This is a genomic window from Actinokineospora sp. PR83, from assembly GCF_021056305.1.
Taxonomy (GTDB): Bacteria; Actinomycetota; Actinomycetes; order Mycobacteriales; family Pseudonocardiaceae; genus Actinokineospora; species Actinokineospora spheciospongiae.
The window spans coordinates 100,808-125,234 of record NZ_JAJCXD010000035.1; the positions used below are offsets into that span (position 1 = coordinate 100,808).

The 24,427-nt window shown below is 72.7% G+C and carries 24 protein-coding genes; 15 read left to right on the forward strand and 9 right to left on the reverse strand.

Features of this window, described 5'->3' with window-relative positions; translation table 11 throughout:
- Positions 1–129 precede the first annotated feature (129 nt).
- Positions 130–282, forward strand: coding sequence for a hypothetical protein (locus tag L6E12_RS12165; RefSeq protein ID WP_236228000.1), 153 nt, complete (start codon positions 130–132; stop codon positions 280–282).
- Positions 283–353: 71 nt separating this feature from the next.
- Here L6E12_RS12165 and mmuM read toward each other — a convergent pair whose 3' ends face one another.
- The gene (gene mmuM, locus L6E12_RS12170; RefSeq protein ID WP_236228001.1) at positions 354–1,244 is read right to left on the reverse strand and encodes a homocysteine S-methyltransferase; all 891 of its coding nucleotides are present in this window, start codon (positions 1,242–1,244) and stop codon (positions 354–356) included.
- A 17-nt stretch (positions 1,245–1,261) separates the two neighbouring features.
- Complete coding sequence (locus L6E12_RS12175; RefSeq protein ID WP_236228002.1) at positions 1,262–2,197, reverse strand: aminoglycoside phosphotransferase family protein; 936 nt, start codon at positions 2,195–2,197, stop codon at positions 1,262–1,264.
- 261 nt (positions 2,198–2,458) lie between these two features.
- Between L6E12_RS12175 and L6E12_RS12180 the strand changes: the two genes are divergently transcribed.
- Positions 2,459–3,343: a hypothetical protein gene (locus L6E12_RS12180; RefSeq protein ID WP_236228003.1), complete on the forward strand. Its 885-nt coding sequence runs from the start codon at positions 2,459–2,461 to the stop codon at positions 3,341–3,343.
- A 30-nt stretch (positions 3,344–3,373) separates the two neighbouring features.
- Here L6E12_RS12180 and L6E12_RS12185 read toward each other — a convergent pair whose 3' ends face one another.
- Positions 3,374–3,757: an ATP-binding protein gene (locus tag L6E12_RS12185; RefSeq protein WP_236228004.1), complete on the reverse strand. Its 384-nt coding sequence runs from the start codon at positions 3,755–3,757 to the stop codon at positions 3,374–3,376.
- A gap of 102 nt (positions 3,758–3,859) precedes the next feature.
- Positions 3,860–5,056 carry a PP2C family protein-serine/threonine phosphatase gene (locus tag L6E12_RS12190; protein ID WP_236228005.1) on the reverse strand — a complete coding sequence of 399 codons (1,197 nt, stop codon included), beginning with the start codon at positions 5,054–5,056 and terminating at the stop codon, positions 3,860–3,862.
- Between the two features lie 379 nt (positions 5,057–5,435).
- Between L6E12_RS12190 and L6E12_RS12195 the strand changes: the two genes are divergently transcribed.
- Positions 5,436–5,852: a hypothetical protein gene (locus tag L6E12_RS12195; protein WP_236228006.1), complete on the forward strand. Its 417-nt coding sequence runs from the start codon at positions 5,436–5,438 to the stop codon at positions 5,850–5,852.
- A gap of 310 nt (positions 5,853–6,162) precedes the next feature.
- Here L6E12_RS12195 and L6E12_RS12200 read toward each other — a convergent pair whose 3' ends face one another.
- Positions 6,163–7,368: a SpoIIE family protein phosphatase gene (locus L6E12_RS12200; RefSeq protein WP_308074734.1), complete on the reverse strand. Its 1,206-nt coding sequence runs from the start codon at positions 7,366–7,368 to the stop codon at positions 6,163–6,165.
- Positions 7,369–7,643: 275 nt separating this feature from the next.
- On the opposite strand from L6E12_RS12200, the gene L6E12_RS12205 reads away from it, so the two are divergent.
- The 11 genes from L6E12_RS12205 to L6E12_RS12255 all read left to right on the forward strand — a co-directional run bounded on the left by L6E12_RS12205 (position 7,644) and on the right by L6E12_RS12255 (position 19,049).
- Complete coding sequence (locus L6E12_RS12205) at positions 7,644–8,495, forward strand: STAS domain-containing protein (RefSeq protein WP_236228008.1); 852 nt, start codon at positions 7,644–7,646, stop codon at positions 8,493–8,495.
- Position 8,496: 1 nt separating this feature from the next.
- The gene (locus tag L6E12_RS12210) at positions 8,497–8,904 is read left to right on the forward strand and encodes an STAS domain-containing protein (protein WP_236228009.1); all 408 of its coding nucleotides are present in this window, start codon (positions 8,497–8,499) and stop codon (positions 8,902–8,904) included.
- Positions 8,901–9,308, forward strand: a complete 408-nt coding sequence (locus L6E12_RS12215) for an anti-sigma regulatory factor (RefSeq protein WP_236228010.1) — start codon at positions 8,901–8,903, stop codon at positions 9,306–9,308. Before L6E12_RS12210 ends, L6E12_RS12215 begins: the two co-directional genes overlap by 4 nt.
- A complete protein-coding gene (locus L6E12_RS35370; protein ID WP_236228011.1) occupies positions 9,296–10,312 on the forward strand; it encodes an ATP-binding protein in 1,017 nt (338 codons plus the stop codon). The genes L6E12_RS12215 and L6E12_RS35370 overlap by 13 nt, the downstream gene beginning before the upstream one ends.
- Positions 10,309–12,012: an ATP-binding protein gene (locus L6E12_RS12225; RefSeq protein ID WP_236228012.1), complete on the forward strand. Its 1,704-nt coding sequence runs from the start codon at positions 10,309–10,311 to the stop codon at positions 12,010–12,012. Before L6E12_RS35370 ends, L6E12_RS12225 begins: the two co-directional genes overlap by 4 nt.
- Positions 12,009–13,607: a fused response regulator/phosphatase gene (locus L6E12_RS12230; protein ID WP_236228013.1), complete on the forward strand. Its 1,599-nt coding sequence runs from the start codon at positions 12,009–12,011 to the stop codon at positions 13,605–13,607. The genes L6E12_RS12225 and L6E12_RS12230 overlap by 4 nt, the downstream gene beginning before the upstream one ends.
- 53 nt (positions 13,608–13,660) lie before the next feature.
- Entirely contained in the window at positions 13,661–14,722 is a 1,062-nt protein-coding gene (locus L6E12_RS12235; RefSeq protein WP_236228014.1) for a spore photoproduct lyase family protein, read from the forward strand.
- Positions 14,723–14,891: 169 nt separating this feature from the next.
- Positions 14,892–16,112 (forward strand): CaiB/BaiF CoA-transferase family protein, encoded by a 1,221-nt coding sequence (locus tag L6E12_RS12240; protein ID WP_236228015.1) that lies wholly within the window; start codon positions 14,892–14,894, stop codon positions 16,110–16,112.
- On the forward strand, positions 16,109–16,864 hold the full coding sequence (locus tag L6E12_RS12245) for an acetoacetate decarboxylase (RefSeq protein WP_236228016.1): 756 nt from the start codon (positions 16,109–16,111) through the stop codon (positions 16,862–16,864). Before L6E12_RS12240 ends, L6E12_RS12245 begins: the two co-directional genes overlap by 4 nt.
- Positions 16,861–17,808, forward strand: a complete 948-nt coding sequence (locus L6E12_RS12250; RefSeq protein WP_236228017.1) for a 3-hydroxyacyl-CoA dehydrogenase NAD-binding domain-containing protein — start codon at positions 16,861–16,863, stop codon at positions 17,806–17,808. Before L6E12_RS12245 ends, L6E12_RS12250 begins: the two co-directional genes overlap by 4 nt.
- 14 nt (positions 17,809–17,822) lie before the next feature.
- Positions 17,823–19,049, forward strand: coding sequence for an acyl-CoA dehydrogenase family protein (locus L6E12_RS12255; RefSeq protein ID WP_374201863.1), 1,227 nt, complete (start codon positions 17,823–17,825; stop codon positions 19,047–19,049).
- Positions 19,050–19,109: 60 nt separating this feature from the next.
- Here L6E12_RS12255 and L6E12_RS12260 read toward each other — a convergent pair whose 3' ends face one another.
- Positions 19,110–19,670: an EF-hand domain-containing protein gene (locus tag L6E12_RS12260; RefSeq protein WP_236228018.1), complete on the reverse strand. Its 561-nt coding sequence runs from the start codon at positions 19,668–19,670 to the stop codon at positions 19,110–19,112.
- Positions 19,671–19,997: 327 nt separating this feature from the next.
- Here L6E12_RS12260 and L6E12_RS12265 point away from each other — a divergent pair, with 327 nt between their 5' ends.
- Positions 19,998–21,347 carry a response regulator transcription factor family protein gene (locus L6E12_RS12265; protein WP_236228019.1) on the forward strand — a complete coding sequence of 450 codons (1,350 nt, stop codon included), beginning with the start codon at positions 19,998–20,000 and terminating at the stop codon, positions 21,345–21,347.
- A gap of 113 nt (positions 21,348–21,460) precedes the next feature.
- On the opposite strand, the gene L6E12_RS12270 is transcribed toward L6E12_RS12265, so the two are convergent.
- The 3 genes from L6E12_RS12270 to L6E12_RS12280 form a co-directional block, all read right to left on the reverse strand.
- The gene (locus L6E12_RS12270; RefSeq protein ID WP_236228020.1) at positions 21,461–21,847 is read right to left on the reverse strand and encodes a nuclear transport factor 2 family protein; all 387 of its coding nucleotides are present in this window, start codon (positions 21,845–21,847) and stop codon (positions 21,461–21,463) included.
- Between the two features lie 176 nt (positions 21,848–22,023).
- Positions 22,024–23,922, reverse strand: a complete 1,899-nt coding sequence (locus L6E12_RS12275) for an NAD(P)/FAD-dependent oxidoreductase (RefSeq protein ID WP_236228021.1) — start codon at positions 23,920–23,922, stop codon at positions 22,024–22,026.
- Positions 23,909–24,418 carry a flavin reductase family protein gene (locus L6E12_RS12280; protein WP_236228022.1) on the reverse strand — a complete coding sequence of 170 codons (510 nt, stop codon included), beginning with the start codon at positions 24,416–24,418 and terminating at the stop codon, positions 23,909–23,911. The genes L6E12_RS12275 and L6E12_RS12280 overlap by 14 nt, the downstream gene beginning before the upstream one ends.
- Between the last annotated feature and the right edge of the window lie 9 nt (positions 24,419–24,427).

Below are 24,427 nucleotides of genomic sequence, written 5' to 3' on the forward strand. Positions count from 1 at the left end.
ACCCTGCCGGAGGAACGCCGCCCAGTGCTGTCGACCGCACTCGTGGGTCCCCCACACGTGTGATCGTTCCCGATCCGGGGTACGTGAACTGTGATCGTGTTGTCCGAAAGCACCAGGGTTGGAGCAGACATGCCTCGGGTTCAACAGCACCGCCGCCGCCTGCCGGGGAGCTGGTTCCGCACCACCACGGTGCAGAGCCACTACCGCCGCTCGCCCGCCCTGGTCCCCACGATCATCGCCGTGGTCCTCGGGCTGGTCCTGTTGGCGGTACTCATCTTCTGACCGCAGCACGCGGTTCCCGACGACATCGCGCGAGCCGATCCCCCGATGCCCGGCGTCGGGGGATCGCACGTTCAGCCGGGCTGATCGACGCGCAGGAGGTCGGCCACCCGGGTGATGAGGTCCGGGCCCACGCGGCAGCAGCCGCCGATCACCGACGCCCCGTCGGCCGCCCACCGCCGCGCCGCCGCCGCGTCGAAGCGCGCCGCACCGCTCCAGGTGCCGGTCCAGTCCTCGCCGCTGTTGGGGTAGATCACGACCGGCTTGCCCGTGACTCGCCGGGCGGTGCGGATCGCGCCGGACACGTCCTCCGGGCGGCAGCAGTTGACGCCGACCGCGATCACCTCGTCCACACCGTCGACCACCGCGAACGCCTCGTCGAGCGGTTGCCCGGCGCGGGTGCGGTCGCCGTCGACGGTGTAGCTCACCCAAGCGGGCACGCCGAGTTCGCGCACCAGGTCGACCAGTGCTTCCGCCTCGTCGACGTCCGGCACGGTTTCCACCGCCAGGAGATCGGCGCCCGACCCGGCCAGGACTTCCAGCCGCGGGCGGTGCCAGGCCCGCAACTCCGCGACCGCCTTGCCGTAGCGGCCCCGGTACTCCGAACCGTCGGCGAGCACGGCGCCGTACGGCCCGACCGAAGCCGCGACCCAGCGCTGAACCCCGTCGCCCGCGACCTCCTGCCGGGCCGCGTCGGCGAGTTCGACGCTGCGGCGGAGCAGGGCCGCGGTCTCGTCGAACCCCAACCCCCGGGCGGCGAACCCGGTGAAGCTCGCCTGGTAGCTGGCCGTTGTGGCGATCCGCGCGCCCGCCCGGAAGTACGCCGCGTGGGCGGCCACGACCTCCGCCGGGGAGTCCACCAGCAGCCGGGCCGACCACAGCGGGTCGGACAGGTCGTTGCCCCGCCGTTCCAGCTCGGTGGCCAGACCGCCGTCCGCGACGACCACGCCGGGACCCGGCAGCACGGGGTGGTTTCGGGGGATCAACCCAGACCCCCCGCGAACTCGCTCCCACGCCACTCGGCGACCATCGGCTTCAAGCCGTCGACCAGGAGCGGCAGTTCCGGCGCCAGGGCCAGGCAGCTCAGCATCTGCAGGTCGCGCAGCGCCACCATGGCCCGCAGCAGGCGGGGGTCGACCGGCCGCAGGCCCAGCGGGGCCGCCGCGGCGTCGTAGGCGGCCACCGCCTCGGCACCGACGTGGGTCAGGTCCCACTCGACCGGGCCGAGCATCACGTGCTCGAAGTCGGAGTAGTAGACGCGGTCCGGGGTCTCGATGAGGTTGTAGTAGGGCGCGTCGCCGTGGACCGGTTGGAGGGTGGCGTCGGGGAACTCGGCCCGGAACGCGTCCACGGAGGTGGTGAGCGGGCTCAGGACCGCCCACTCCCGCCGGGCGCGGTCGAGGTCGTCGGGGGCCAGCAGGTCCGGGCGGTCGGCCAACTGGTGGAACCCGTCCTCGACGCCGTGCCCCAGCGCCGCGAACAGGCGCGGCTCACCCGGGTAGTCGCGCAGCTCAGAGTGCAGCCGGGCGGTCAGCGCGACCTGCTCCGGCAGGTCCAGTGTGGACTCGGTGACGCCGTCCACCCGCTCCCAGAACGTCATCCCGAACCCGCCGTGGCGCACCGGTTCGGCGGGCACGAGCGGGCTCGGCACGACGGTGGGCGCACCGCGCCCGGCCAGCCACGCCGTCACGGCGAGTTCCGCCCGCTGGAAACCCGCCTGCACCGCGGGGGTCACCGCGCGCGGGACGACCACCGGCACCCTGGCCACCACCGGCGCCGGGTCGAGCCGCACGACCACCGAGAACACGTCGTAGAGCACCCGCGCGTCCCGCACGGTGAGCCCCAGCCCGCGCGCGGCCGCCACGGCGGCGTCGCGGGCACGGTCGGATCGGGCGGCGCGGTCCTCGTCGGTGAACACCCCACCACCGTAGCCGTGCCCGCCCGGGACCGGTTCGGACGCGGCCGGCCGCCGGTGCTCCGAGTGGGCGGCGGTGCGCGGAATCCACCCCGGGCCGGACATGCCCTGTGCCACACTGGCCCGCGTCCGCACCCGGGGGTACGAGGTGGGGCCCGGAGCCGCCGCGCAGGCCGCCACCGGGTGATCGCGGTCGACTCCGCCCCCGCCGCCGACGTGCGGACCGTCCTCCGCGACCCGACCCCGCATGAATGGACCCGACACGTGAGAACCCGCGCGTTAGCCCCGTCGCTGCTGATCCCGGCCCTGCTGCTGGCGGGCTGCTCCATCGCCAACCCGACCTCCAGCGAGGTGTCCCTGCAGTACGGCGCGGGCCCGTTCGACTCCCGCAAGTTCGTCGAGTGCGAGACCGCCCGCGACGTCTCCGACGTCAACGACGACCACTACTACTACCCGTCCGGGCAGCGCGACTTCACCTTCGGCGACGGCGAGGGGCTCGACGCCGCGGCGCTCACCTCCACCACCCAGGACTCGCAGGAGATCAAGGTGACGGGCACGGTGAAGTTCACGCTGAACACCGACTGCACCCAGTTCACCGACCCCACCGGCAAGGTCTGGCCGGGCGGGAAGCTGCAGATGTTCCACGAGCTGATCGCCTACAAGTACGAGGCCGCCCCCACCGACGGCGGCGAGCAGATGGAAGGGGGCTGGTCGGAGCTGCTGCGCAACTACGTCGGCGCCGCCCTCGACCGGGCCACCGACAACGAGGCCCTCAAGTACCCGTGGCAGAAGCTCTACACCGACACCGCCGCGAAGGCCCAGTGGGAGAAGGACGTCCTCGGGCAGTTGCCGGACATCCTGCGCTCGCTGACCCAGGGCGTGGACCTGATCACCATCAACAGCGTGCTGCTGCAGAAGCCGGGCATCCAGGCCGCGCTGGTGCAGGGGCTCACCGAGAAGCAGGCCGCCGAGCTGCGCGGGCAGGCGGTGGAGGTCGACAAGCAGGCCGCGTCGTCGTTCCCGGGCGGGATCGTCGCCTACCAGCAGTACCAACAGCAGCAGGCGGTGAACCAGGCGATCAAGGACGGCAAGGTGCAGGTGCTCCCGGTCCCCCAGGGCTCACCGGTGATCGTGTCCCCCACGAAGTAGTCCGGCCCGGCCCACCGCGGCGGCCCGCGCTCACCCGGCGAAGTTCAACCGCGCCCAAACCGTCTTGCTCGCGCGGTGGCGGCGGATGCCCCAGCAGTCGCAGAGCTTCGACACGAGCAGCAGGCCCCGGCCGCGGTGGGCGGAGGTGGAGAGGGCACGTTCGACCGGTACGGCACCCGGGGTGGCGTCGTCCACCTCGACGCGGATCGTGTGGTCCTCGCGGGCCAGGCGGACGCTGCGCGGGCCGGTGGCGTGCTCGCGGGCGTTCGTGGCGAGTTCGGTGATGACCAGTTCGACGTCGCTGAGCGTGAGTGGGTCCAGACCCTCCAGCACTTGGCGGGACCAGTCGCGGACAGTGCCCAGCGAAGGCGGCTCGGGCGAATCGAGGTGCAGCTCGTATGTCGCGGTCGACATGGTTCCCCTCTCTGCCACCGACACCCGACGCGACGCGAGGAGGACGGCGACCCCGATCGGGTACCCAGGTGACCCGGGCGCACACTTATCGCCCGCGCGGCCTCACCCCGGCGGCGCGGGGGCGGCCGGGACGCTGATCGCGAGGACCGCGGCGTCGTCCTCCAGACCCGCGCCGAAGTCGGCCAGCAGGCGGCGCACCGCGTCGACGACGGCGGGCGCCGTACTGGGGGCCAGCCCCGCCGCGAAGGTCAGCAGGGCGACCTCCTCGTAGCGCTCCCGGTCGCGGCCGGTGTGGGCCTCGGTGAGCCCGTCGGTGTAGAGCAGCAGGGTGTCGCCGGGGCCCAGGTGCACGGTGACGGTGGTGATGGTGACCCGCGACAGGACGCCGATGAGCTGCCCTCCCGGGGTGGGCAGGTAGTCGACGGTGCCGTCGGCGCGCAGCAGCAGGGCGGGCGGGTGCCCGCCGCTGGCCAGGGTCACCGCGTAGCCATCGCCCTCGGGGGTGAGCAGGCCGAAGATGACCGTGCAGAACCGGGCCAGGCTGCCACCCTCCTCCTGGTTGAGCACGGTGTTGAGGTTGGTCAGCACGGCGGCGCAGTCGGTGTCGTAGACCGCCGCCGCGCGCAGGGTGTAGCGGGTCAGCGAGGTGATCGCCGCCGCCTCCGCGCCCTTGCCGCACACGTCGCCGAGGAACAGCCCCCACCGGTGCTCGGTGAGCGGGAACAGGTCGTAGAAGTCGCCGCCGACCTCGTCGGCGCTGGCGTGGTGGTAGTGCGCGGCGACCTCGGCGCCCGGCGGTGCGGCGAGCACCGGGGGCAGCAGCGTGCTCTGCAGGGTCGTGGCCAGCCACTGGACGCGGTCGCGCTCGGAGTCGGCGGCCTTGCGGGCGCGCAGCAGCTCCTCCTCGTAGGCCCGCCGCTCGCGCGCGTCGAACAGGGTGATCCGGATCAGCAGCGGCGCGCCGTCGGCGTCGGCCTTGACCGTGGCGGTCAGCAGCACCGGCAGCCGGGTGCCGTCGGCGGTCCTGACCTGTACCGCGATGCCGTTGACCTCGCCGTGCATCAGCAGCAGCGGGGACAGGTGCGTCTCGTGGTAGATCCGGTCGCCGACCGGGAGCAGGTCCGCGAAGCGGCGGTTGCCGACCAGTTCCGCGCGGGTGCGGCCCAGCCAGCGCAGCAGCGTCGTGTTGACCTTGACGATGAGGCCGTCCGGCCGGGTGGACAGGTGACCGACGGGGGCGTGCTCGTAGATGTCCTCGGCACTGTCCTCCGGCGACAGGACCGGCTCCGGGACGTCCACCGCACAACCTCACAGATCGTCCCGGGGACCACGACACCGGCTCGCGGGTGTCGGGGAGCCACCCGGTCGGCCGTGGGCGCACGGTAACAGGCCTGCGCCCGGTCGCGCCGGGGCGACGGCGGCACCGGGTACCGCGGCGACGTCACCGGGCCCGGTCCGCACCGCCGCTGCGACCCATTCCTTCGGCGGTACTGCAAATCCGGAAGGCAACGCATTTTCGCGGGTTAAACGTCGATCAAGGACCTCACCCGATTCTCACACGTCCGGATGAAGACCAGGAAAGTTGACTTGCGCCTCCGAGTTCCGCAGGTAGTTTCATTAGCGCAGGCCGAGAACGGCGGCACTTAATACTGAATACCTACAACATCGGGAGACAACAATGCGAAGCATCACGCGGATGGTCGTCGGCAGCCTCATCGCGATTCCGCTGACGGTCGGTGCGGCCGGGATGGCCCTCGCGGATGACTACAGCGCCAGCTCGGCCGCGGCGGGCCCCAACGGCGCGTACACCGACCGCGTCGTCAGCGTCGTCGACGACGAGGGCAACGCCTACTACCTGCGCCAGCAGGCCGCCGCCGGTTCGGGTGGTGCCAGCAGCAGCACGGTCGGGGCCTACGCGGGCGACGAGTACCCCCACCACCACAACCACTACAACAACGACGACGAGGACTACGACGACGAGGGCTACGACGACGACGACCAGAGCGCGGCGTTCCTGTGGTCGTCGAACGTGGCGGGCCCCCACGGCGCCTCCTCGTCGGCGATCGCCTCCAGCGCGGGTGACTGGGACAACTGATCCACACCGGGTCCGTGTCGCTGTGATCCGCACCGAACGGGATCGCGGAAAGCGGTAGAACTCCGGGTGAGCCGAGTGGCTCGCCCGGAGTTCTTTTTCGTTGTCACCCACAGGGATAACATTCACACCTCCGATTCCTCCCGCACTTCTCCGGTCCACCCGCCGGAGCCCGACGACGTGGGCGTCGAAAGCCGGGCGCGCGGGGCGCACCCAGCGCCCCGGGGAAAGGGAGTCGACAGCATTCCGGCCCACCCCTCGTGCGGCGGGGAGCCTCCCACGGCGGCCGATGTGCACGGCCCGCGGGCGGGGCTCAGGGCGCGGTGGCGAGCCGGTCGAGCTCGGACGCGTGCCTGTGCCGGATCGTGAGCAGGGTGATGTCGTCGGTGGCGGGCCGGTCGCCGACGAGGGTCGCCATGATGCGGACGCAGGCCCGCTCCGGCGACACCGGGGTCACCACCTGCCGGAGGGTCTCCAGGCGACTGTCCAGGTCCAGGTCGCGGCGCTCGACCAGCCCGTCGGTGTAGAAGGCGATCAGGGCGCCGAACGGGATGTCGACGCGGGCGCTGCGGCGCCCGGTGAGGGCCAGGCCGTAGCCGACGGGCGGGCCGAGCGGGGCGTCGATGAACGCGGTCTCCCGCCCCGGCACGGCGATGAGGGGCGGGTAGTGGCCCGCCAGGGCCAGGTCCATGCGGCCGGTCGCCGTCTCGACGACCGCGTAGGCGACCGTGGCCATGCCGTGGCCCTCGAAGTGGGTGGCCTTGCGGTCGAGCTTGTTGAGCACCTCGGCGGGGTCGATGAACTCCAGGGCGTAGGCGCGCAACGCGCTGCGCAGGCGCCCCATGACGATGGCCGCGGGCAGCCCGTTGCCCGCCACGTCGCCGACCACCAGGCCGATGCGCCCGCCGGGGAGGTGGAACACGTCGTACCAGTCGCCACCGACGCCGCTCTCGGCCCCGGTGACGTAGCGGGCGGCCAGGTCCCAGTCCGGGGAGGTCGGCAGGAGGCCGGGCAGGAGGCTGTCCTGCAACATGGCGGCCGCGGCCCGCTCCGACCGCGACTGGTGCGTGTGCGCGGCCATCGCCAGCCGGTCCGCGACCAGGTGCAGCAGGTCGACCTCCTCGTCGGTGAACCGGCGGGGTGTGGTGCTGCCGACGTGCAGGACCCCGGCCACGTCGCCCTGGGTCACCATGGGCACACCCAGCAGCGCCTGCAGACCCCGCTCCCACAGCAGCGGGTTGACCACCGTGGACTTGTCGACGTGGTCGAGCCGGACCGGCTCGCGCTCCCGGGCGACCCGCCCGGCGAACCCCGACCCCACCGGGATGCGCACGCCCTGGAAGACCTCCTCCTCCAGGCCCGAGGTCGCCCTGGCCACCAACTGCTCACCGCGGACGTCGAGCAGGAGGACGGTCACGGTGTCGACGGCGAACAGCTCGCGCACCCGCCACACCATCGCCTCGAACAGCTTGTCGAGGTCCAGGTCCCGCAGGGTCCCGTCGGTGATCGCCTCGAGCACGCGCAGCCTCAGGTCCGAACCGTGGGCACCACCCATCGCCAACCCCATCCCACGCCCCTACGGTGCACATCGGGTGAACAGCACAAGCGCGTGGCAGTCGCCGTGTGAGCTGATACCGGACACCCCACCCTACCTCTCGGCAGGGGCGCCACCCCGACGCCGCACCGCGGTGGAACCGCCGAGACCGGCACCGCGCGGACAGGGGCGCGGTACCGGGGGCGACCGCGGCGGGCGGGGCTAAGCTGCCGCGAGTCGACAGGCACGAGGAGGCGTTGATGACGGTTGCGGCAGGGCGCGACGACGGGATCCCGGGACTGCTGCGGGCGTCCGCGCGGTCCCTCACCGAGCGCTGGGTCGAGCTGACCGCCGCACCGCTGCGCGGCCGGGTGAGCCGCGCCGAGTTGGAACGCGAGCTGGGCGAGCTGTTCGAGGCATTCCTGGCGGCCGTCGAGACCGGCAGCCGCGACGTCGACGACGAGGCGTACGCCGAGGTGCGGGCGCTGCTCTCGGAGCTGTCGAAGCGGCGGGCGCGGGCGGGCTTCACCCCGACCGAGACCGCCACCGGCGTCTTCTCCCTCAAGCGGGCCGTATTCGAGGTGATCGAGGGCGACGAGGGCGCGGGCATCGCCGAGCTGGTGGTCGTCTCCCAGCTCCTCGACGCGCTGGGGCTGTGGACGTTCGAGTCCTACTCCAAGGCCCGCGAGGAGGTCATCGACGAGCAGGCCGCGCAGCTCCTGGAGCTGACCACGCCGGTGGTCAAGCTGTGGGACGGGGTGCTGGCGGTGCCGCTGGTGGGGACGCTGGACTCCGGGCGCACCCAGGTGGTCATGGAGAAGCTGCTGGAGTCGCTGGTCAGCACCGGCGCCGAGCACGCCATCATCGACATCACCGGCGTCCTGGCTGTCGACACCCAGGTCGCGCAGTACCTGCTCAAGACCGCCACCGCGGCGCGGCTGATGGGCGCGGAGTGCACGATCTCCGGCATCCGCCCGCACATCGCGCAGACCATCGTGGAGCTGGGCATCGAGTTCGGCGACATCACCACCAAGGCCTCCCTGGCCGACGCGCTGCTGCACGCGCTGCGGCGCTCGGGCGTCGACGTGGTGCGCGGTCGGACCGGGCGCTGACGTGGAGCGCATCCCCATCCTCAAGATCGGCGACGTGCTGCTGGTCTCCATCCAGGTCGACCTGCAGGACCGCGACGTACTCGCGCTGCAGGAGGACCTGTCGGAGCGGATCTGCGACACCGGCGCCCGGGGTGTTGTCATCGACATCTCCGCGGTCGACATCGTCGACTCGTTCATCGGCCGGATGTTCGCCACCATCGCCTCCACCTCGCGGCTGTTCGACGCCACCACCGTGGTCGTCGGCATGCGCCCGGCGGTGGCGATCACCCTGGTGGAGCTGGGGCTGACCCTGGGCAACGTGCGCACCGCGCTCAACCTGGAGAAGGGCCTGGCGATCCTGCGCCGGATCGGCGGCACCCGCACCGACGTCCTCGGCCACGCCGACGACGACCTGCCGGTCGACCCGTGAGCGCCCCGGCGGCCATCGAGCTGCCGATCGGTGCGGACGACGACATCGTGCGGATCAGGCAACTGGTGCGCACCAAGGCGCAGGAGGTCAAGCTGTCGCTGGTCGACCAGACGAAGGTCGTCACCGCCGCCAGCGAACTGGCCCGCAACACCCTGACCTACGGCGGCGGCGGGCGGGTCGTGATCGACATGCCCACCAACGGCAGGCGGGTCGGCATCCGCGCCAGGTTCATCGACGAGGGGCCGGGCATCCCCGACCTCGACCTGGCCCTGACCGAGGGCTGGACCAGCGGCAAGGGCATGGGCCTCGGGCTCAGCGGCAGCCGCAGGCTGGTCGACGAGTTCACCCTGGACACCGAGGTCGGCCGGGGTACGACGGTGACCATCGTCAAGTGGTCGCGGTGACCGGCGAACCCCCGGTGACCGAAGAGGTCGCCTGGTTCCGGATCGACGACCGGGCCACCGCGGGCACCGCGCGCCGGGCCGCGGCGGCCCTGGCCGAACGGCTGGGGTTCTCCGCGAGCCGGGCCGCCGAGGTCGGGCTGGCGGCGATGGAGCTGGCCTCCAACCTGCACAAGCACGCCGACCGCGGCTCGCTGCTGCTGCGCGAGGTGCGCACCGGGGACACCGCGTCGGTCGAGGTGGCCACGGTCGACCACGGGCCGGGGATGTCGAGCACCGACCTGGCCTTCCTCGACGGGCACTCCACCACCGGCACGCTGGGCATCGGGCTGGGCGCGGTGCGCAGGCTCGCCGACGCCACCGCGGTGCGCTCCGGCCCGGACGGCACGGTCCTGACCGCGCTGTTCACCCCGGGCCGCGGCCCGGCGCCGCGGGAGTCGTTCGCCGGGGTGACCAGGCCGATGACCGGCGAGCAGGTCTGCGGCGACGCCTACGCGGTCCGCCGCGACGGCGGCAGGCTCGGGCTGCTGCTGTGCGACGGGTCCGGGCACGGCCCGCTCGCGGCCACCGCGTCCGCCCTGGCGGTGCGGGCGTTCCTGGGTTCGGCGCCGACCGCGCCGGACGCGATGGTGCGCCGCCTGCACGAGGCGATGTCCGGCAGCCGGGGCGGGGCGGTGGCCGTCGCCGAGCTCGACCCGGAGCGGGGTGTGGTGCGCTACGCGGGCCTGGGCAACATCGGCGGGTCGGTGGTGGCCGAGCGCAGGCGGGGCATGGTGTCGCTGCCCGGGATCGCCGGGTACCAGGCCAGGGCGGTGCGGATGTTCGAGTACCCGCTGCCGCCGGGCGCGGTGGTGGTGCTGCACTCCGACGGGCTCACCGACCGGTGGGAGCTGGGTCCCGGCCTGACCGCGCACCCGCCGCTGGTGGTCGCGCTGACCCTGCTGCGCGACGCCGGGGTGCGCCGCGACGACGCGAGCGTGCTGGTGGCCGGGGCGGACCGGGCATGACGGCAGGTGGGCGGCCGGTTGGCCTGCTGCGGCTGACGCTGTCGGGCGGGGAGTCGGTGTTCCAGTTGCGCCAGTGCGGCCGGGAGGTCGCGGAGGCGGTGGGGCTGGAGTTCCAGGACCGGATCCGGGTGGCCACGGCGCTGAGCGACCTCGGTCGCATCCTGCTCACCGGGGAGGCGTCGCTGGTGGTGGAGTTCGAGGTGGTCGACCGCGCGCTCCGGGTGCGGCTGCGGACCGCGGCCAGGGGGGACGAGGCCGACCAGCCGGGGTGGAAGACCGCGCAGCGCCTGCTCGACGAGTTCGAGGCCGAGGAGGTCGACCTCGTGCTGACCATCACCGTCACCAAGAACCTGCCGCCGGGGGCGCCCGTGCTCGGCGGCGAGCAGTTGGCCCGCCTGCGGGAGGCGGTCGGCGCGCTCACCGGCCGGGAGGCCGTCGACGAGTTGAAGACGCAGAACGAGGAACTGCTGGCGACGCTGGACGCCCTGGAGGCCAAGCGCCGCGAGCTGGTGCAGCTCAACGAGGAGTTGGAGGAGACCAACCGCGGCGTGATGGCGCTCTACAGCCAGCTCACCGAGGAGCTGGAGGAGACCAACCGCGGTGTCGTCGCCCTCTACGCCGAGCTGGACAACAAGACGATCGAGCTGAACCGGGCCAGCACGGCGAAGAACCGGTTCTGGTCCAACGTCAGCCACGAGGTGCGCACCCCGGTCAACGCCATCGTCGGCCTGGCCCGGCTGCTGCTGGGCCCCGGCGCCGACCCGCTGACCGACGACCAGCGCCGCCAGCTCGAACTGGTCGAGCGCTCCGGGGCGGGGCTGCTGGCGCTGGTCAACGAGCTGCTCGACGTGGCCAAGGCCGAGTCCGGCAGGCTGGTCCCGGTCCTCGCACCGGTCGACCTGCGGCTGCTGTTCGCGCAGGTGCAGGACATGTTCGTGGCCACCACCGCCACCTCCGGGGTCGACCTGGTCTTCGTCGAGGCACCCGCGGCGACGCTGGTGACCGACGAGAAGCTGCTCGCCCACATCCTGCGCAACCTGGTCTCCAACAGCCTCAAGTTCACCGAGCGGGGCAGCGTCCGGGTCTCGGCCGAGGTCGACGCGGACGGCGACTGGGTGTTCCTGGTCACCGACACCGGCATCGGCATCGACGCCGAGCACCTCGACCACGTCTTCGAGGAGTTCCACCAGGTGCCCAACCCGTTGCAGGCGCGCAGCCCCGGCACCGGCCTCGGCCTGCCGTACGCGCGCACCCTGGCGCAGGTGCTCGGCGGCTCGCTGGAGCTGACCAGCCAGGTGGGCGTGGGCACCGAGGTGACCGTGCGGCTGCCCAGCCCGGAGCCGCTGCCCGACGTGGGCACGGTGCTGGTGGTCACCGAGGACGACACCCTGCGCGGTCGCCTGACCACCGTCGTGGCGGCGCTGAGCGACGGCCCCTGCGTCCCGGTCGCCCCCGCCGACCTGACCGCCGCGGTCACCTCCGACCGACCCGGGCTGGTGGTGCTCGACCTGGAGCCCGCCGAGGCCGACACCCTGCTGGAGGCGCTGGTCGCGGCGGGGATCGCGGTCGTGGCGCTGTCCGCGGCGGAAGCGGTACCGTCTGACGACGGCGGGGAGGCACCGGTGGCCACGCTGCACAAGTCCCGCCTCTCGACGGACTCGGTCCGGGAGGCGATCCGGCGAGCACTGGCGGACCTGTGACCACTGTGAACCGCGTCGACCCGGACGCCCCCGCGCGCATCCTGGTGGTCGACGACACCGAGGCCAACCGCTACATCACCGGTGGCTGGCTGCGCCGCGCCGGGCACGAGGTGCTGGAGGCTGCCACCGGCCGCGCCGCCCTGGACACCGTCCGCGGCGAGGTCGTCGACCTGGTGATCCTGGACGTGAACCTGCCGGACATGAGCGGCTTCGACGTGTGCGAGGTGCTCAAGGGCGACGCGGCCACCGCGGCGATCCCGGTGGTGCACGTGTCGGCGAGCCACGTCGAGGCAGGCGACCGCGCCACCGGCCTGACCCGGGGCGCCGACGCCTACCTCAGCGAACCGATCGACCCCGGCGAGTTGCAGGCCACGGTCAAGGCGGCGCTGCGCTACTACCGGGCCCGCGCGGCGGCGGAGAACCTGGCGGGCAGGCTGAGCAGGCTCACCGAGGCCGGGTTGGAGATCAACACCGCCCGCACCTTCCCCACCCTGCTCGCCGCCGCGGTGCGCGGGGCGACGGCGGTCCTGGGCCAGCCGGTGACGGTCCTGGTCATGCTGCCCAGCGGCGCGCACCTGTGGGGTTGCGGCGGCGGGCCGGACGGGCCGGTCACCACCCGCGCCGAGCACCCCGACCCGCTGGTGCCGCAGTGGCGGGCCACCCCGGGGCCGCCGCAGTCCGCACTGGACCCCGCCCGCACCGTGCAACTGGTCACCTTCACCGACCCCGGCGAGCAGTGGCCCGCGGCGGAGGTCACCGCCGCGGTCGTGCGCACCGCCCCCGAGCACCCGACCACCTGCGTGGCCCTGCCCGCGGCGGCCGTCGCCACCGGCGAGGACCGCGACCTGCTGATCCAGCTCGGCCAGACCACCGCCGTCGCCGCCCGCGGCCTGCTCGCCTTCACCGACGAGCACGACATCGCCCTGTCGCTGCAGCGCAGCCTGCTGCCGAGCCGCCTGCCGGTGGTGCCCGGCCTCACCATGGCCGCCCGCTACGTCCCCGCCTCCAGCGTCGCCCAGGTCGGCGGCGACTTCTACGAGGTCACCGAACTCGACACCGGGGTGCTGGTGGCCATCGGCGACGTCACCGGCCACTCGATCGAGGCGGCGACGGTGATGGGCGAGGTCCGGCACGCCCTGCGCGCCTACGCCATCGAGGGCCACACCCCCACCGAGATCATCGCCCTGCTCAACGCGATGGTCTGCCGCTTCCACCCCACCGGCCTGACCACCCTGTGCCTGATCCTGCTGGACCTGGCGGCGGACACCGCCACCATCGCCAACGCGGGGCACATCCCGCCCCTGCTCATCAACGACGAGCACGCCGCCTACCTGCCGCTGCCCGGCGCGATCCTCGGCATCGACGTCCCCCGGCCCGAGGCCACCACCATCGCCTTCCCCCGGGGCTCGACGATCGTGCTGATGACCGACGGGCTGGTCGAGCGCCGGGCCGTCCCGCTCGACGACGACCTGGAGACCCTCCGCGCGTCCATGGACCCCGGCGAGCAACCGGAGGCCGTCTGCCGCCGCCTCCTGGCCACCTTCGGCCGGGACAAGGACGACGACATCGCCCTGGTGGTCCTGCGCCGCACCTGAGAGGGCGTCGCGGTCACCGCCCGGAATGTCCGTCCACCCCGGATACTGGAACCGTGACCGCGCCCCTGCTCAGCCCGACCCGCATCTACGTGGAACCCGCCGCCGCCGAACTGCCGCGCGGCCGGGCCGTGCTGGAGCGCTTCCCCGACGCCGAGCGCGTGGAGGTCGAGAGCCACTGGCGCATCCCGGAGCTGCACGGCGACGAGGCCAACGCCCGGCGCTGGGTGCGGATCAAGCGGGAGGCGCTGGTGCTGGGGGTCAAGAAGTCCCTCGCCGCCCGCCCCAACGGCCGCTCCGCCGACTTCATCGCCCCGTCGACGGCCAACGGGTGCGCCATGGCCTGCGCGTACTGCTACGTGCCCCGCCGCAAGGGCTACTCCAACCCGATCACCGTCTTCGCCAACATCGAGCAGATCACCGGCTACCTGGCCCGGCACATCGCCCGCCAGGGCCCCAAGCCCGCCCCGGACCAGTGCGACCCGCACGCCTGGGTCTACGACATCGGCGAGAACTCCGACTGCTCGGCCGACGCCCTGGTCAGCGACAACGTCCGCGACCTGGTCGCGCTCTTCCGCACCCAGCCGACCGCCAAGGCGTCCTTCGCCACCAAGTACGTCAACCGCGACCTGCTCGACTGGGACCCGGCGGGCCGCACCCGCGTCCGCTTCTCCCTGATGCCCGAGGCCACGGCGAAGCTGCTCGACATCCGCACCACCCCGGTCCCCGAGCGGCTGGCCGCCATCGACGACTTCGTCGCGGCGGGCTACGAGGTCCACCTCAACCTCAGCCCCGTCGTCGTGCACGACAACTGGCTCGCCGACTGGCGCGAGCTGCTCACCGCCGTGGGCGAGACCACCTCCCCCGCCACGAAGGCCCAGCTCGCCGCCGAGGTCATCATGCTCACCCACAACCTGGCCCTGCACCAGGTGAACCTCGCCTGGCACCCGCGCGCGGAGGACCTGCTGTGGCAGCCGCGCCTGCAAGAGCCCAAGCGCAGCGAGAACGGGGCCGCGAACGTGCGCTACCGGGCGGGCCTCAAGCGCCAGTTCCTCGACCAGTTCCTCGCCCTGGTCGCCGAGTGCGCCCCGTACCTGCGCGTCCGCTACGCCTTCTGACCCGCCTTCTGACCCGCCTCCCCGCTCCGAACAGGACTGCCCGCCGGGCTTCGACCACCGCAGGGGGAAACACCTGACTGTCAGGTGAAACACCTCCGGCGATGTGTCATCCGCGAAGCGCCGGGTAGGCCTGGTGGAACACCGACGGTGAGGGAAGAGGGACCGACACATGAGCGCAGCGGAGCCCACCGCGGCCCTGCGGGGCATCCGGGTGATCGACATGGCGGCCGTGGTGATGGGGCCGTACGCGGCGCAGATCCTCGGCGACTTCGGCGCCGACGTGATCAAGGTCGAGCCACCGGCAGGGGACATGACGCGCTTCACCCACCCGCAGCGGCACGAGGGCATGGGCGCGCTGGCCCTCAACGTCAACCGGAACAAGCGCAGCCTGTCGCTGGACCTCAAGTCCGCCGAGGGCCGGGAGGTGTTCCTGGACCTGGTGCGCAGCGCCGACGTGCTGATCACCAACACCCGGCCGGGCGGGCTGCGGCGGCTGGGGTTGGACTACGAGTCGCTCGCCGCGGTCAACCCGAGGTTGGTGTACTGCTCCGCCCAGGGTTTCCGCAGTGACTCCGACCGGGCCGACCACGCGGCCTACGACGAGATCGTGCAGTCCGGGTCCGGCCTGGCCGACCTGATGCGCCGGGCCACCGGGACGCCCACCTACGTGCCGACCATCCTGGCGGACAAGGTGTGCGCGCTGACCATCGTCTACGCCGCGCTGATCGCGGTGATCCACCAGCGCGCCACCGGCCAGGGCCAGCACGTCGAGGTGCCGATGACCGACACCATGCTCGCGTTCAACCTGGTGGAGCACCTGGCCGGGCAGACCTTCGAGCCGCCCGCCGGACCGGTGGGGTTCCCGCGCTCGCTGTCCGCGGGCCACCGCGCGATGCCCACCGCGGACGGGTGGGCGTGCATCATCCCGTACACCCCCCGCGACATCCGCACCTTCTTCACCGCGATCGACCGGCCCGACCTCGCCGGGGACGAGCGGTTCGCCACCTCCGGGCAGCTCGCCAAGCACTACTCCGACCTCTACGAGCTGATCGAACAGCTCTCGCCGGAGCGGACCACGGCGGAGTGGGCGCGGATCTGCGCCGACAACAGCATCCCCTTCTCCCCCGTGCTCGACCTCGACCACGCCGCCGAGGACCCGTACTTCACCGACGGCGGCCTGCTGTCGGTGGCCGAGCACCCGACCGAGGGGACCTACCGCGTGGTCGGCAACCCGCTGGCGTTCTCCGGGACACCGCCGACGATCCGCAGCCACACCCCGGCGCTCGGCCAGCACACCACCGAACTGCTCACCGAACTCGGCTACGACGCCGCGACCATCGCCGACCTGGTGGCCAAGTCCGTGGTCGGCACGCCGGGGACCGGCGCGTGAGCACCGGGCGGCTCAGGGCCGCGGACATCGTGGCGGCGGGCACCACCCCGCTCACCGCGCCGCCCTACGCGCGGGTCCGCCGCAGGTTCACCGACCGCGAGTACCTCAACGTCGTCTACCGCACCGACCCGGAGGCGCTGCGGCGGGTCGTGCCCGAGCCGCTGGAGGTCGAGGACGACCTGGTGCGGTTCGAGGTCATGCGCATGGGCGACGTCCCGGGTTTCGGGCCGTACACCGAGTGCGGGCAGGCGATCCCGGTGTCCTTCGACGGCGAGCGCGGCGAGTACCTGCACGCGATGTACCTCGACAGCTTCGCGGGCACCGCGGCGGGCCGCGAGAGCAGCGCCTACCCGAAGGGGCCGGGCAAGCCCGCGCTGCGGGTCGAGGAGGGCGCGCTCGTCGGCACCCTGGACGTCGGGTCGCTGCGGGTCGCCGCCGCGACGATGGCCTACAAGCACCGGCCGATGGACCTGGCCGAGGCCGGAGCGCAGATCACCGTGCCCACGTTCATGGTCAAGATCGTGCAGGGCTACGGCCCCCGGCCGCAGGTGTGCGACCTGGTGCGCACCCGGATCACCGACATCGTCGTGCACGAGGCCTGGTCCGGTCCGGCCCGGCTGCACCTGTTCGAGCACGTCCTGGCACCGCTGGCCGACCTGCCGGTGCGGGAGGTCGTGGCCGCGTCGCACGTGCGCACCGACCTGACCCTGGAACCGGTGCACCCGGTTCACGACTACCTGGAGGACCTGTGAGCACCGACTCCCCCGGCACGGTCGCGGTGATCGGTGCGGGCACCATCGGGCTGTCCTGGGCCGTGCTGTTCGCCGCGCACGGTTGGTCGGTGCACATCCAGGACCCGCGGCCCGACCTGGGGGAAGCGGTGGCCGGGGGCCTGCGCCAGTTCGCCCCGACCCTGCTGGAACCGGTGGCGGTCGAAGTACTCGAACGCCGGGTGCGGGTGCACACCGAGCTGGGCGCGGCGGTGGGCACAGCGGACCTGGTGCAGGAGAACGGCCCGGAGGACCTGGGGTTCAAGCAGCGGCTGTTCGCCGACCTCGCCGCAGCCGCCCCGACGGGCGCACTGCTCGCCTCCTCCACCTCGGGCCTGCAACCCAGCGACATCGCCGAACACCTCGACGACGGCGCCGCCGCGCGCGTGGTGGTGGCCCACCCGTTCAACCCGCCGCACCTGCTGCCGCTGGTGGAGGTCGTGGCGGGTCGCCGGACCTCCCCGGACACCGTCGAGCGGGCCATGGCCGTGTACCGGGACCTGGGCAAGGTCCCCGTGCACGTGCGCAAGGAGACCCCCGGGTTCGTCGCCAACCGCTTGCAGTCGGCCATGTTCCGCGAGGCCGTCGACCTGGTGCTGCGCGGCGTGGTCACCCCGGCCGAACTGGACACGGTGGTCACCGAGTCGGTGGGGCCGCGCTGGGCCACCGGCGGCCCGTTCCTGAGCTACCACCTCGGTGGTGGCCCCGGCGGTTTCCGGCACTTCCTGGAGCACCTGGGCCCCGGCATGGCCCGCCGCTGGCGCGACCTCGGCACCCCGGAACTCACCGACGAGGTCATCGCGCGGCTCGTCGAGGCCACCGAGGGCGCCTACGCCGGGCACGACTACGCGGACCTGACCCGTGCCAGGGACCTGCAGGAGATCGCCGTCCTCAACGCCCGCGCGCAGGCGCGGGCCGACACCTGACCGAGAGGAACACCATGAGCGCCGTGCAGAGCAGCACGAGCACCTTCCCCCGCAGCGGCGACCGGCACTTCGAGACGCTGACCGGTGACTTCTTCGGCTTCGAGAACCTGCTCGCGGAGGACGAGCGCGACATCGTCGTGCGGGTGCGGGAGTTCCTGCGCGCCGAGGTGGAGCCGATCGCCAACGACTACTGGTCCCGCGCGGAGTTCCCGTTCCAGATCCTCGACGGCCTGCGCGCCCTGGACATCGCGGGCCTGCGGTACGAGGGGCTGGCCGCGCACCACGGCACCCGGCTGCTCAGCGGCTTCCTCGCGCTGGAGATCAGCCGGGCCGACCCGTCGATCAACACCTTCTACGGCGTGCACACCGGTCTGGCGATGGGCAGCATCAACCGGTGCGGCTCCGACGAGCAGCGCGAGCGCTGGCTGCCCGCGATGGCGCGGATGGAGAAGATCGGGGCCTTCGCGCTCACCGAACCGCACGGCGGTTCCGACGTGGCGGGCGGTCTGGAGACCACGGCCCGCCGCGAGGGCGACGAGTGGGTGCTCAACGGGGAGAAGCGGTGGATCGGCAACGCCACCTTCGCCGACCTCGTCGTGGTCTGGGCCCGCGACGAGGCCGACCACCACGTCAAGGGGTTCGTCGTGGCGAAGGGCACGCCCGGCTTCCACGCCACCAAGATCGAGGACAAGGTGGCGCTGCGCACCGTGCAGAACGCCGACATCGTGCTGAGCGACTGCCGCGTCGCCGAGCGGGACCGGTTGCAGCGCGCCGAGAGCTTCCGCGACACCAGCGACGTGCTGCGGCTGACCCGCGGCGGTGTCGCCTGGGGCGCGGTCGGCTGCATGATGGCCGCCTACGAGCTGGCCCTGGCCTACGCCACCGAGCGGGTCCAGTTCGGCCGCCCGATCGCCAAGTTCCAGCTCATCCAGGACCACCTGGCCACCATGGTCGGCAACGTCACCTCCTCGCTGGCCCTCGTGGTCAGCCTGGCCCAGTTGCAGGACCACGGCGTCAACAAGGACGAGCACTCCGCCCTGGTGAAGTCCGTGGTGACCACCCGGATGCGGGAAACCGTGGCACTGGCCCGGGAAGTGCTGGGCGGCAACGGGATCCTGCTCACCAACAACGTGGCCCGCTTCTTCGCCGACGCGGAGGCGCTCTACTCCTACGAGGGCACCCGCGAGATCAACCAGCTCATCGTGGGCCGGGCGATCACCGGCATGGGCGCCTTCGTCTGACCCGCCCGGCCGGGCGCGGACCCCGGGGGCCCGGGCCCGGCCGGAACCGCTCGCGGCGGATCAGCTCGGGGGCCTGCCCATGCTCCAGTTGCCCGGGGCGTCCGGGTCGGTGCTGGACCAGAACTCCACGCAGGCGCGGGTGAACTCCTCGGCGGTGAGGTGGCCGTCGCCGTCGACGTCGAGGTGCTCGAACGCCTCGGTGGCCTCGGCCTCGGAGAGACCGGGGAAGTGCCCGCGCTGGAACAGGAGGAACTCGGCGGGGCTCACCCGGCCGTCGGAGTCGATGTCGGCGACGGCGAGGAACGCCTCGGCCAACGCGCCCACGCTCGCCTGCGCGGCCTCCGGGTCGTCGGCGAGCGAACCGGTTGAGGCGAGGAACTGCTCCCGCGAGATCGAGGTTCCCCCGTCGGGGATGTGCGGCAGGTGCAGGTCGCGCCACACCCTCAGGTAGGCGTCGACGATCCCCTGCGCCTGCGGCGAATCGGGGGCGAGCCCGCGGGCTTCCGCGGCCCGCTTCCCCATCAGGACGTGGTCCTGCTCGGTGAGCAGGCCGTCCCCGTCGACGTCCAGGTGGTCGAACCCCCGGTTGATCTTGGCTTTGAGCAGGTCGTTGACCGGCATGGGGCCTCCGTACGCGATCGGTTGGCGGACGGCACACAGGATGCTGCCGCCGGGAGTGGCCGGACAACGGCCGATCGGGTTCCCGGGCTCCTCGATCGGGTAATTGTGGCCGCGCGGCTCCGGCAGCCGAGCGCGCGCGGGATCACCGGGGCACGGTCACGTCCACCGATCCGCCACCGTCACCGCCGCCCCGGAACGCGCAGGGGTCGCCCCTCCGCGGAACACGAGCCCACCGGGTGCCGCGCGGTCGGGTCACTAGCCTTTCGGCTGGTTCAACCTAGCCGGAAGAGTGATGAGCGGTGCGCCGCGAGTAACTAGCATGGGCGCATGACAGCAGGGGGATGGGCGGAGCCGCGACGGGTCCTGGTCGCGGCGAAGGAAGTGATGCGGGCGCCGCTGCGGCAGGTCCTGGGGACCCTGTCCGAGGTCATCGCGGACTTCCTCCCGCACACCGCCCTGGTGATGCTCTCCGGCGACTGCCCCAAGACACCGATGTGGGCGCACGGGGACGCCGCGCTGGTCAACGAGGTGACCACCGTCGAGATGACCCGGCTCTCCACCCTCGTCGACGTCGGCACCCCCTGGGTCGGCGAGGCCACGCTCGCGGGTTCCCCCCGGCCCGTCCTCGCGCTGGCCGCGGCACCGCCGGGGTCCGCCGGAGCGCTGCTGGCCGTGCTCACCACCGGCGACGGCGACCACCCGGCCGCCGCCCTCGCGGTGGTGCAGGAGCTGTGGGAGCTGGTCGCCGGGCGCATCCTCGACCTGCTGCCCGCGGCGGTGCCGGTCACCACGCCGTGGATCGCCAACAGCGAGCGGGCCAGGGTCATCGCGGGCCTCACCGACGCGCACGCCGCCACCCTGATGGCCCTGCTGGGTGTGCTGCGCAGCCGCGCCCTCGACGACCGGACCGCGCGCCGGACGGCCATCGACCTCCTGGCCTCGGCGATGGTCGAACTGCGGGCGACCGACGACGACGACCCGGCGCCGCACGAGGAGACGATCGGCGACGCCTACGGCAGGCTCTCGGACATGCTGGGCCTGCTGTCGCGCTACGGGGACGTGGCGCTGGACTTCTCACCGGTGGACGGCCGGAACCGGTTGATCCCCGCCGACATCGCCCGCACCGCCCGCGCGGTCATCCGCGGCACCGTGCTGACCATGCTGGAGCAGGGGGGCGTCAGCCGGATCCGGGTCGGCTGGGAGGTCGACGACACCGGGCTGCTCTGCACGGTGCGCGACGACGGCCCCGGCGCGCTGGCCGCGGAGGCGCTGGCGGTGCACCGCCTCACCGACCGGGTGGTGGCGCACAACGGCAGCCTGCACCTCGACTCGGTCCCGGAGTGGGGCACGATCGTGACCATGCGGCTCCCGCTGGCCGCCCCCGGCCTGTCGCGGGGCGAGCAGCCCCTCACCGTGCTCAACCCGCGGGAGCTGGACGTGCTGGAGCACCTGGTCAACGGCCACCGCAACCGGGTGATCGCCGAGCACCTGCACATCAGCGAGCACACGGTGAAGTTCCACGTGGCGAAGATCCTCAAGAAGCTCGGCGTCGACTCCCGCGGCGAGGCCGCCGCGGTCGCCAGGGCCGCGGGCTTCCCCGTCGAACCCTGGCTGGTGGGCCAGCCGAACCTGCCGGTGCAGGCCGCGTGGTCCGCGCCGAGCCGCTCCACGTCCTGAGCACGCCCCCGCCCCGGCACCCCGGCTCGGCCTCGTCCGACGCGACGGCGGACCGGCGGCCGAGCGGGGTCGGCCGGGTCAGCGGGCCCCGCCGACCCCGCGCCGCCCGGTTTCTACACCAGTTCGTCGAGGGTGGCGCCGTCGGGAACCGACTGCCCCACGTCCCAGTGCTCCGCCAGCAGGCCGTCCCGGACCCGCCAGATGTCCACCACGATCGAGGGCGGTACACCGGGCGCGATGCGGACGACCCCGTGCGTCCACACCAGGTCGCCCTCCGCGACCGTGCGCAGGATCGTCAGCGAGAACTCGGGGAACCGGTCCGCCACCATCTCCCGGAACGTCTCCACCGTCCGCTCCCGACCGGTGCCGACCCCGTGGTGGTGGTTGGCGAAGTCCTCGGCGAGCAGCAGCTTGGCGTTGTCGAAATCCTTCCGGTTGTAGAACGACTCGACGTAGTCCGCGACGAGCTTCTTGTTCTCCGCCAACGCATCGGACGGCATGTGGCAACTCCTCGTTCAGGCGGGCAGAGCACGATCCACACTACTGGAAGTGGTCCGGTCCGGGCGCAGGAAAACCGGGTCTCCCCGCCCAAAACCCTTGCGTGGTGGGAAGAACACCCGATCGCGACGCGTCGACTTCCTCGTCCGCCCGGAGCGGGAACGGTGAACTCCCCCGGTCACAGCATCTCGTAGTCCTCCGGATCCACCACGCGGGTGCGCTGCCAGTACTCCTGCGCGGAATAGGGCCAGTTCACCGCGGAACGCCCGCCCTGGTTGTACCAACCGCCGACCTTCGACCAGCCCCACGCGCGGTTCCGGTTGCCCGAGTCGATCCACTCGTTGTAGCGGTCGTGGACGTCGCGGCGCACCTGCAGCGCGCTCTTGCCGCTGTCGAGCAGCAACCGGATCGCGTCGAGGACGTACGACGTGGCGCACTCGGAGAAGTAGACGATGCTGCCGCCCTGCCCGACCAGGTTGGTGTTGGGCCCGTAGAGGCAGAACAGGTTGGGGAAGTCCGGCACCGCGATGCCGAGGTAGGCGCGCGGTTCACCGTTCCAGGTCGCGTGCAGGTCGGCGCCCGCCCGGCCGGTCACCACCATCGGGGCCAGGAAGTGCGACGCCCGGAACCCGGTGGCGAAGATCAGCACGTCGACGTCGACGGCCGCGCCGCCCGCGACCACCCCGGTGGGGGTGATCCGCTCGATGGGCTCGGTCACCAGCCGCACGTCGTCCCGCTTCAGCGTGGCGATCCAGCGGCCGTTGTCCCGGAGGACGCGCTTCGCGCCGACCGGGTACCGCGGGATCACGGCACCCCGCAGTTCCGGCGCGTCGGCGAGCTGCGCCTCCATGGCCGCGGCCAGGCTCGCCCGCAGGTCCTCGTTCAGCGCCGAGACCGCGCGCTCCGTCGGCGGGTGGTCCGGGTCGACGACCCACCCCTCCAGGATCCCCCGCAGCCCGGGGGCGAAGAGCCAGAACCGGTGCCACCGGCTGTAGTGGGGCAGGTGGCGGTGCAGCCAGTGCGCGCCCGCGGGCACCGGGTCGTGGTAGTGCGGGGTCGGGCGCAACCACGGCGGGGTGCGCTGGAAGACGACCACCTCGGCCGCCACCCCGGCGATCTCCGGGATGAACTGGTACGCGCTCGCCCCGGTCCCGACCACGGCGACGCGCCTGCCCGCCAGGTCGACCGAGTGGTCCCAGGCCGCCGAGTGGAACGCGGCCCCGGCGAACGCGTCGCGGCCGGGGATGTCCGGGGTGCTCGGCCGGTTGAGCTGCCCCACCGCGCTGATGACGGCGTTGCAGGTGACCGCCCGCTCCCCGTCGGGCCCGCTCGTGCCCAGGTGCCACAGCGAGTCCCGGTCGTCCCAGCGCATCGTGCCCACCTCGACGCCGAACCGGATGTGCTCGACGACGCCGGACTCCTCCGCGAAGGCCCGGAGGTAGTCCAGCACGTCGTCGCGGGTGCTGAAGTGGTCGGGCCAGTCGGCCCTCGGGGCGAACGAGTAGTCGTAGAGGTGGCTGGCCACGTCGGTGCGGCAGCCGGGGTAGGTGTTCTCGAACCACGTCCCGCCGAGGTCGGTGTTCTTCTCGTAGACCACGAAGGGCACCCCGGCCTCGGCGAGGCGGCGGGCCGCGAGCAGCCCGCTGAAACCGGCACCGATGACGACGACGCGGAAGCCCTCCGGCGGCGAGAGCTCGGTGAAGTTCCAGCGGGGTGCCCGCGGGTCCTCACCGGGGAGCGCGAACCCCTCGGCGAGCAGCGGCAGCAGTTCCGCGGTGTCGGACCCCATGGCCCACGTGGTGATCGCGCGCAACAGGTCGTCGCCAGGGGGCCGCACCTCCCGCCCGCGGAGCCCGCGCAGCGCCAGGAACGCCCTCTCCCGCAGCGATTCCTGTTGCTCCGGTGTCAGACCACCCTGCGGCGCGAACAGCCAACCCGGACTCCGCGGGAGTTCGCCCAGCAGCGACACGTCCCCGGTCAGGTGGGCGACGGTCATCACCAGCGCCGGGATCTCCGCGTCCGCCAGGTGTTCGCGCAGGGCGTCCTCGTCGAGGTCGGGGAAACTAGCCCGTGCCACGGGCTTCACCTCCCACCGCGACCGGAGCCGGGTCGAGCGTGGCGAACCGGCGGTCGAAGTAGATCGCGGGCGGGCCCGCGGCGGCCAGCACCTGGTCGACGACCTCCCCGACGACGATCACGTGGTCCCCCGCGTCGTGCCGCTGGTGGATCCGGCACTCGACGGCGCCCAGCGCGTCCTCGACGATCGGCGCCCGGTCGTCGGCGGGCGCGAAACCGCCCGCCGCGAACTTGTCGGCCAGCCTGGTGGCGAACCGGCGGGCGAGGTCGGTCTGCTCCGCGCGCAGGATGCTGACCGCGAACCGCTCCGCGCGGGCGAAGACGGGGAAGCACCTCGACGACCTGGCCAGGCACACCAGGACCAGCGGCGGGGTGAGCGAGACCGAGCAGAAGGAGCTGACGGTCATGCCGTGCGGGGTGCCGTGCTCGTCGCGGGTCGTGACGATGGCGACCCCGGCGGGGAGCCGGGCGAGCACGTCCTTGAAGTCGTCGGCCATGGCCTGCCC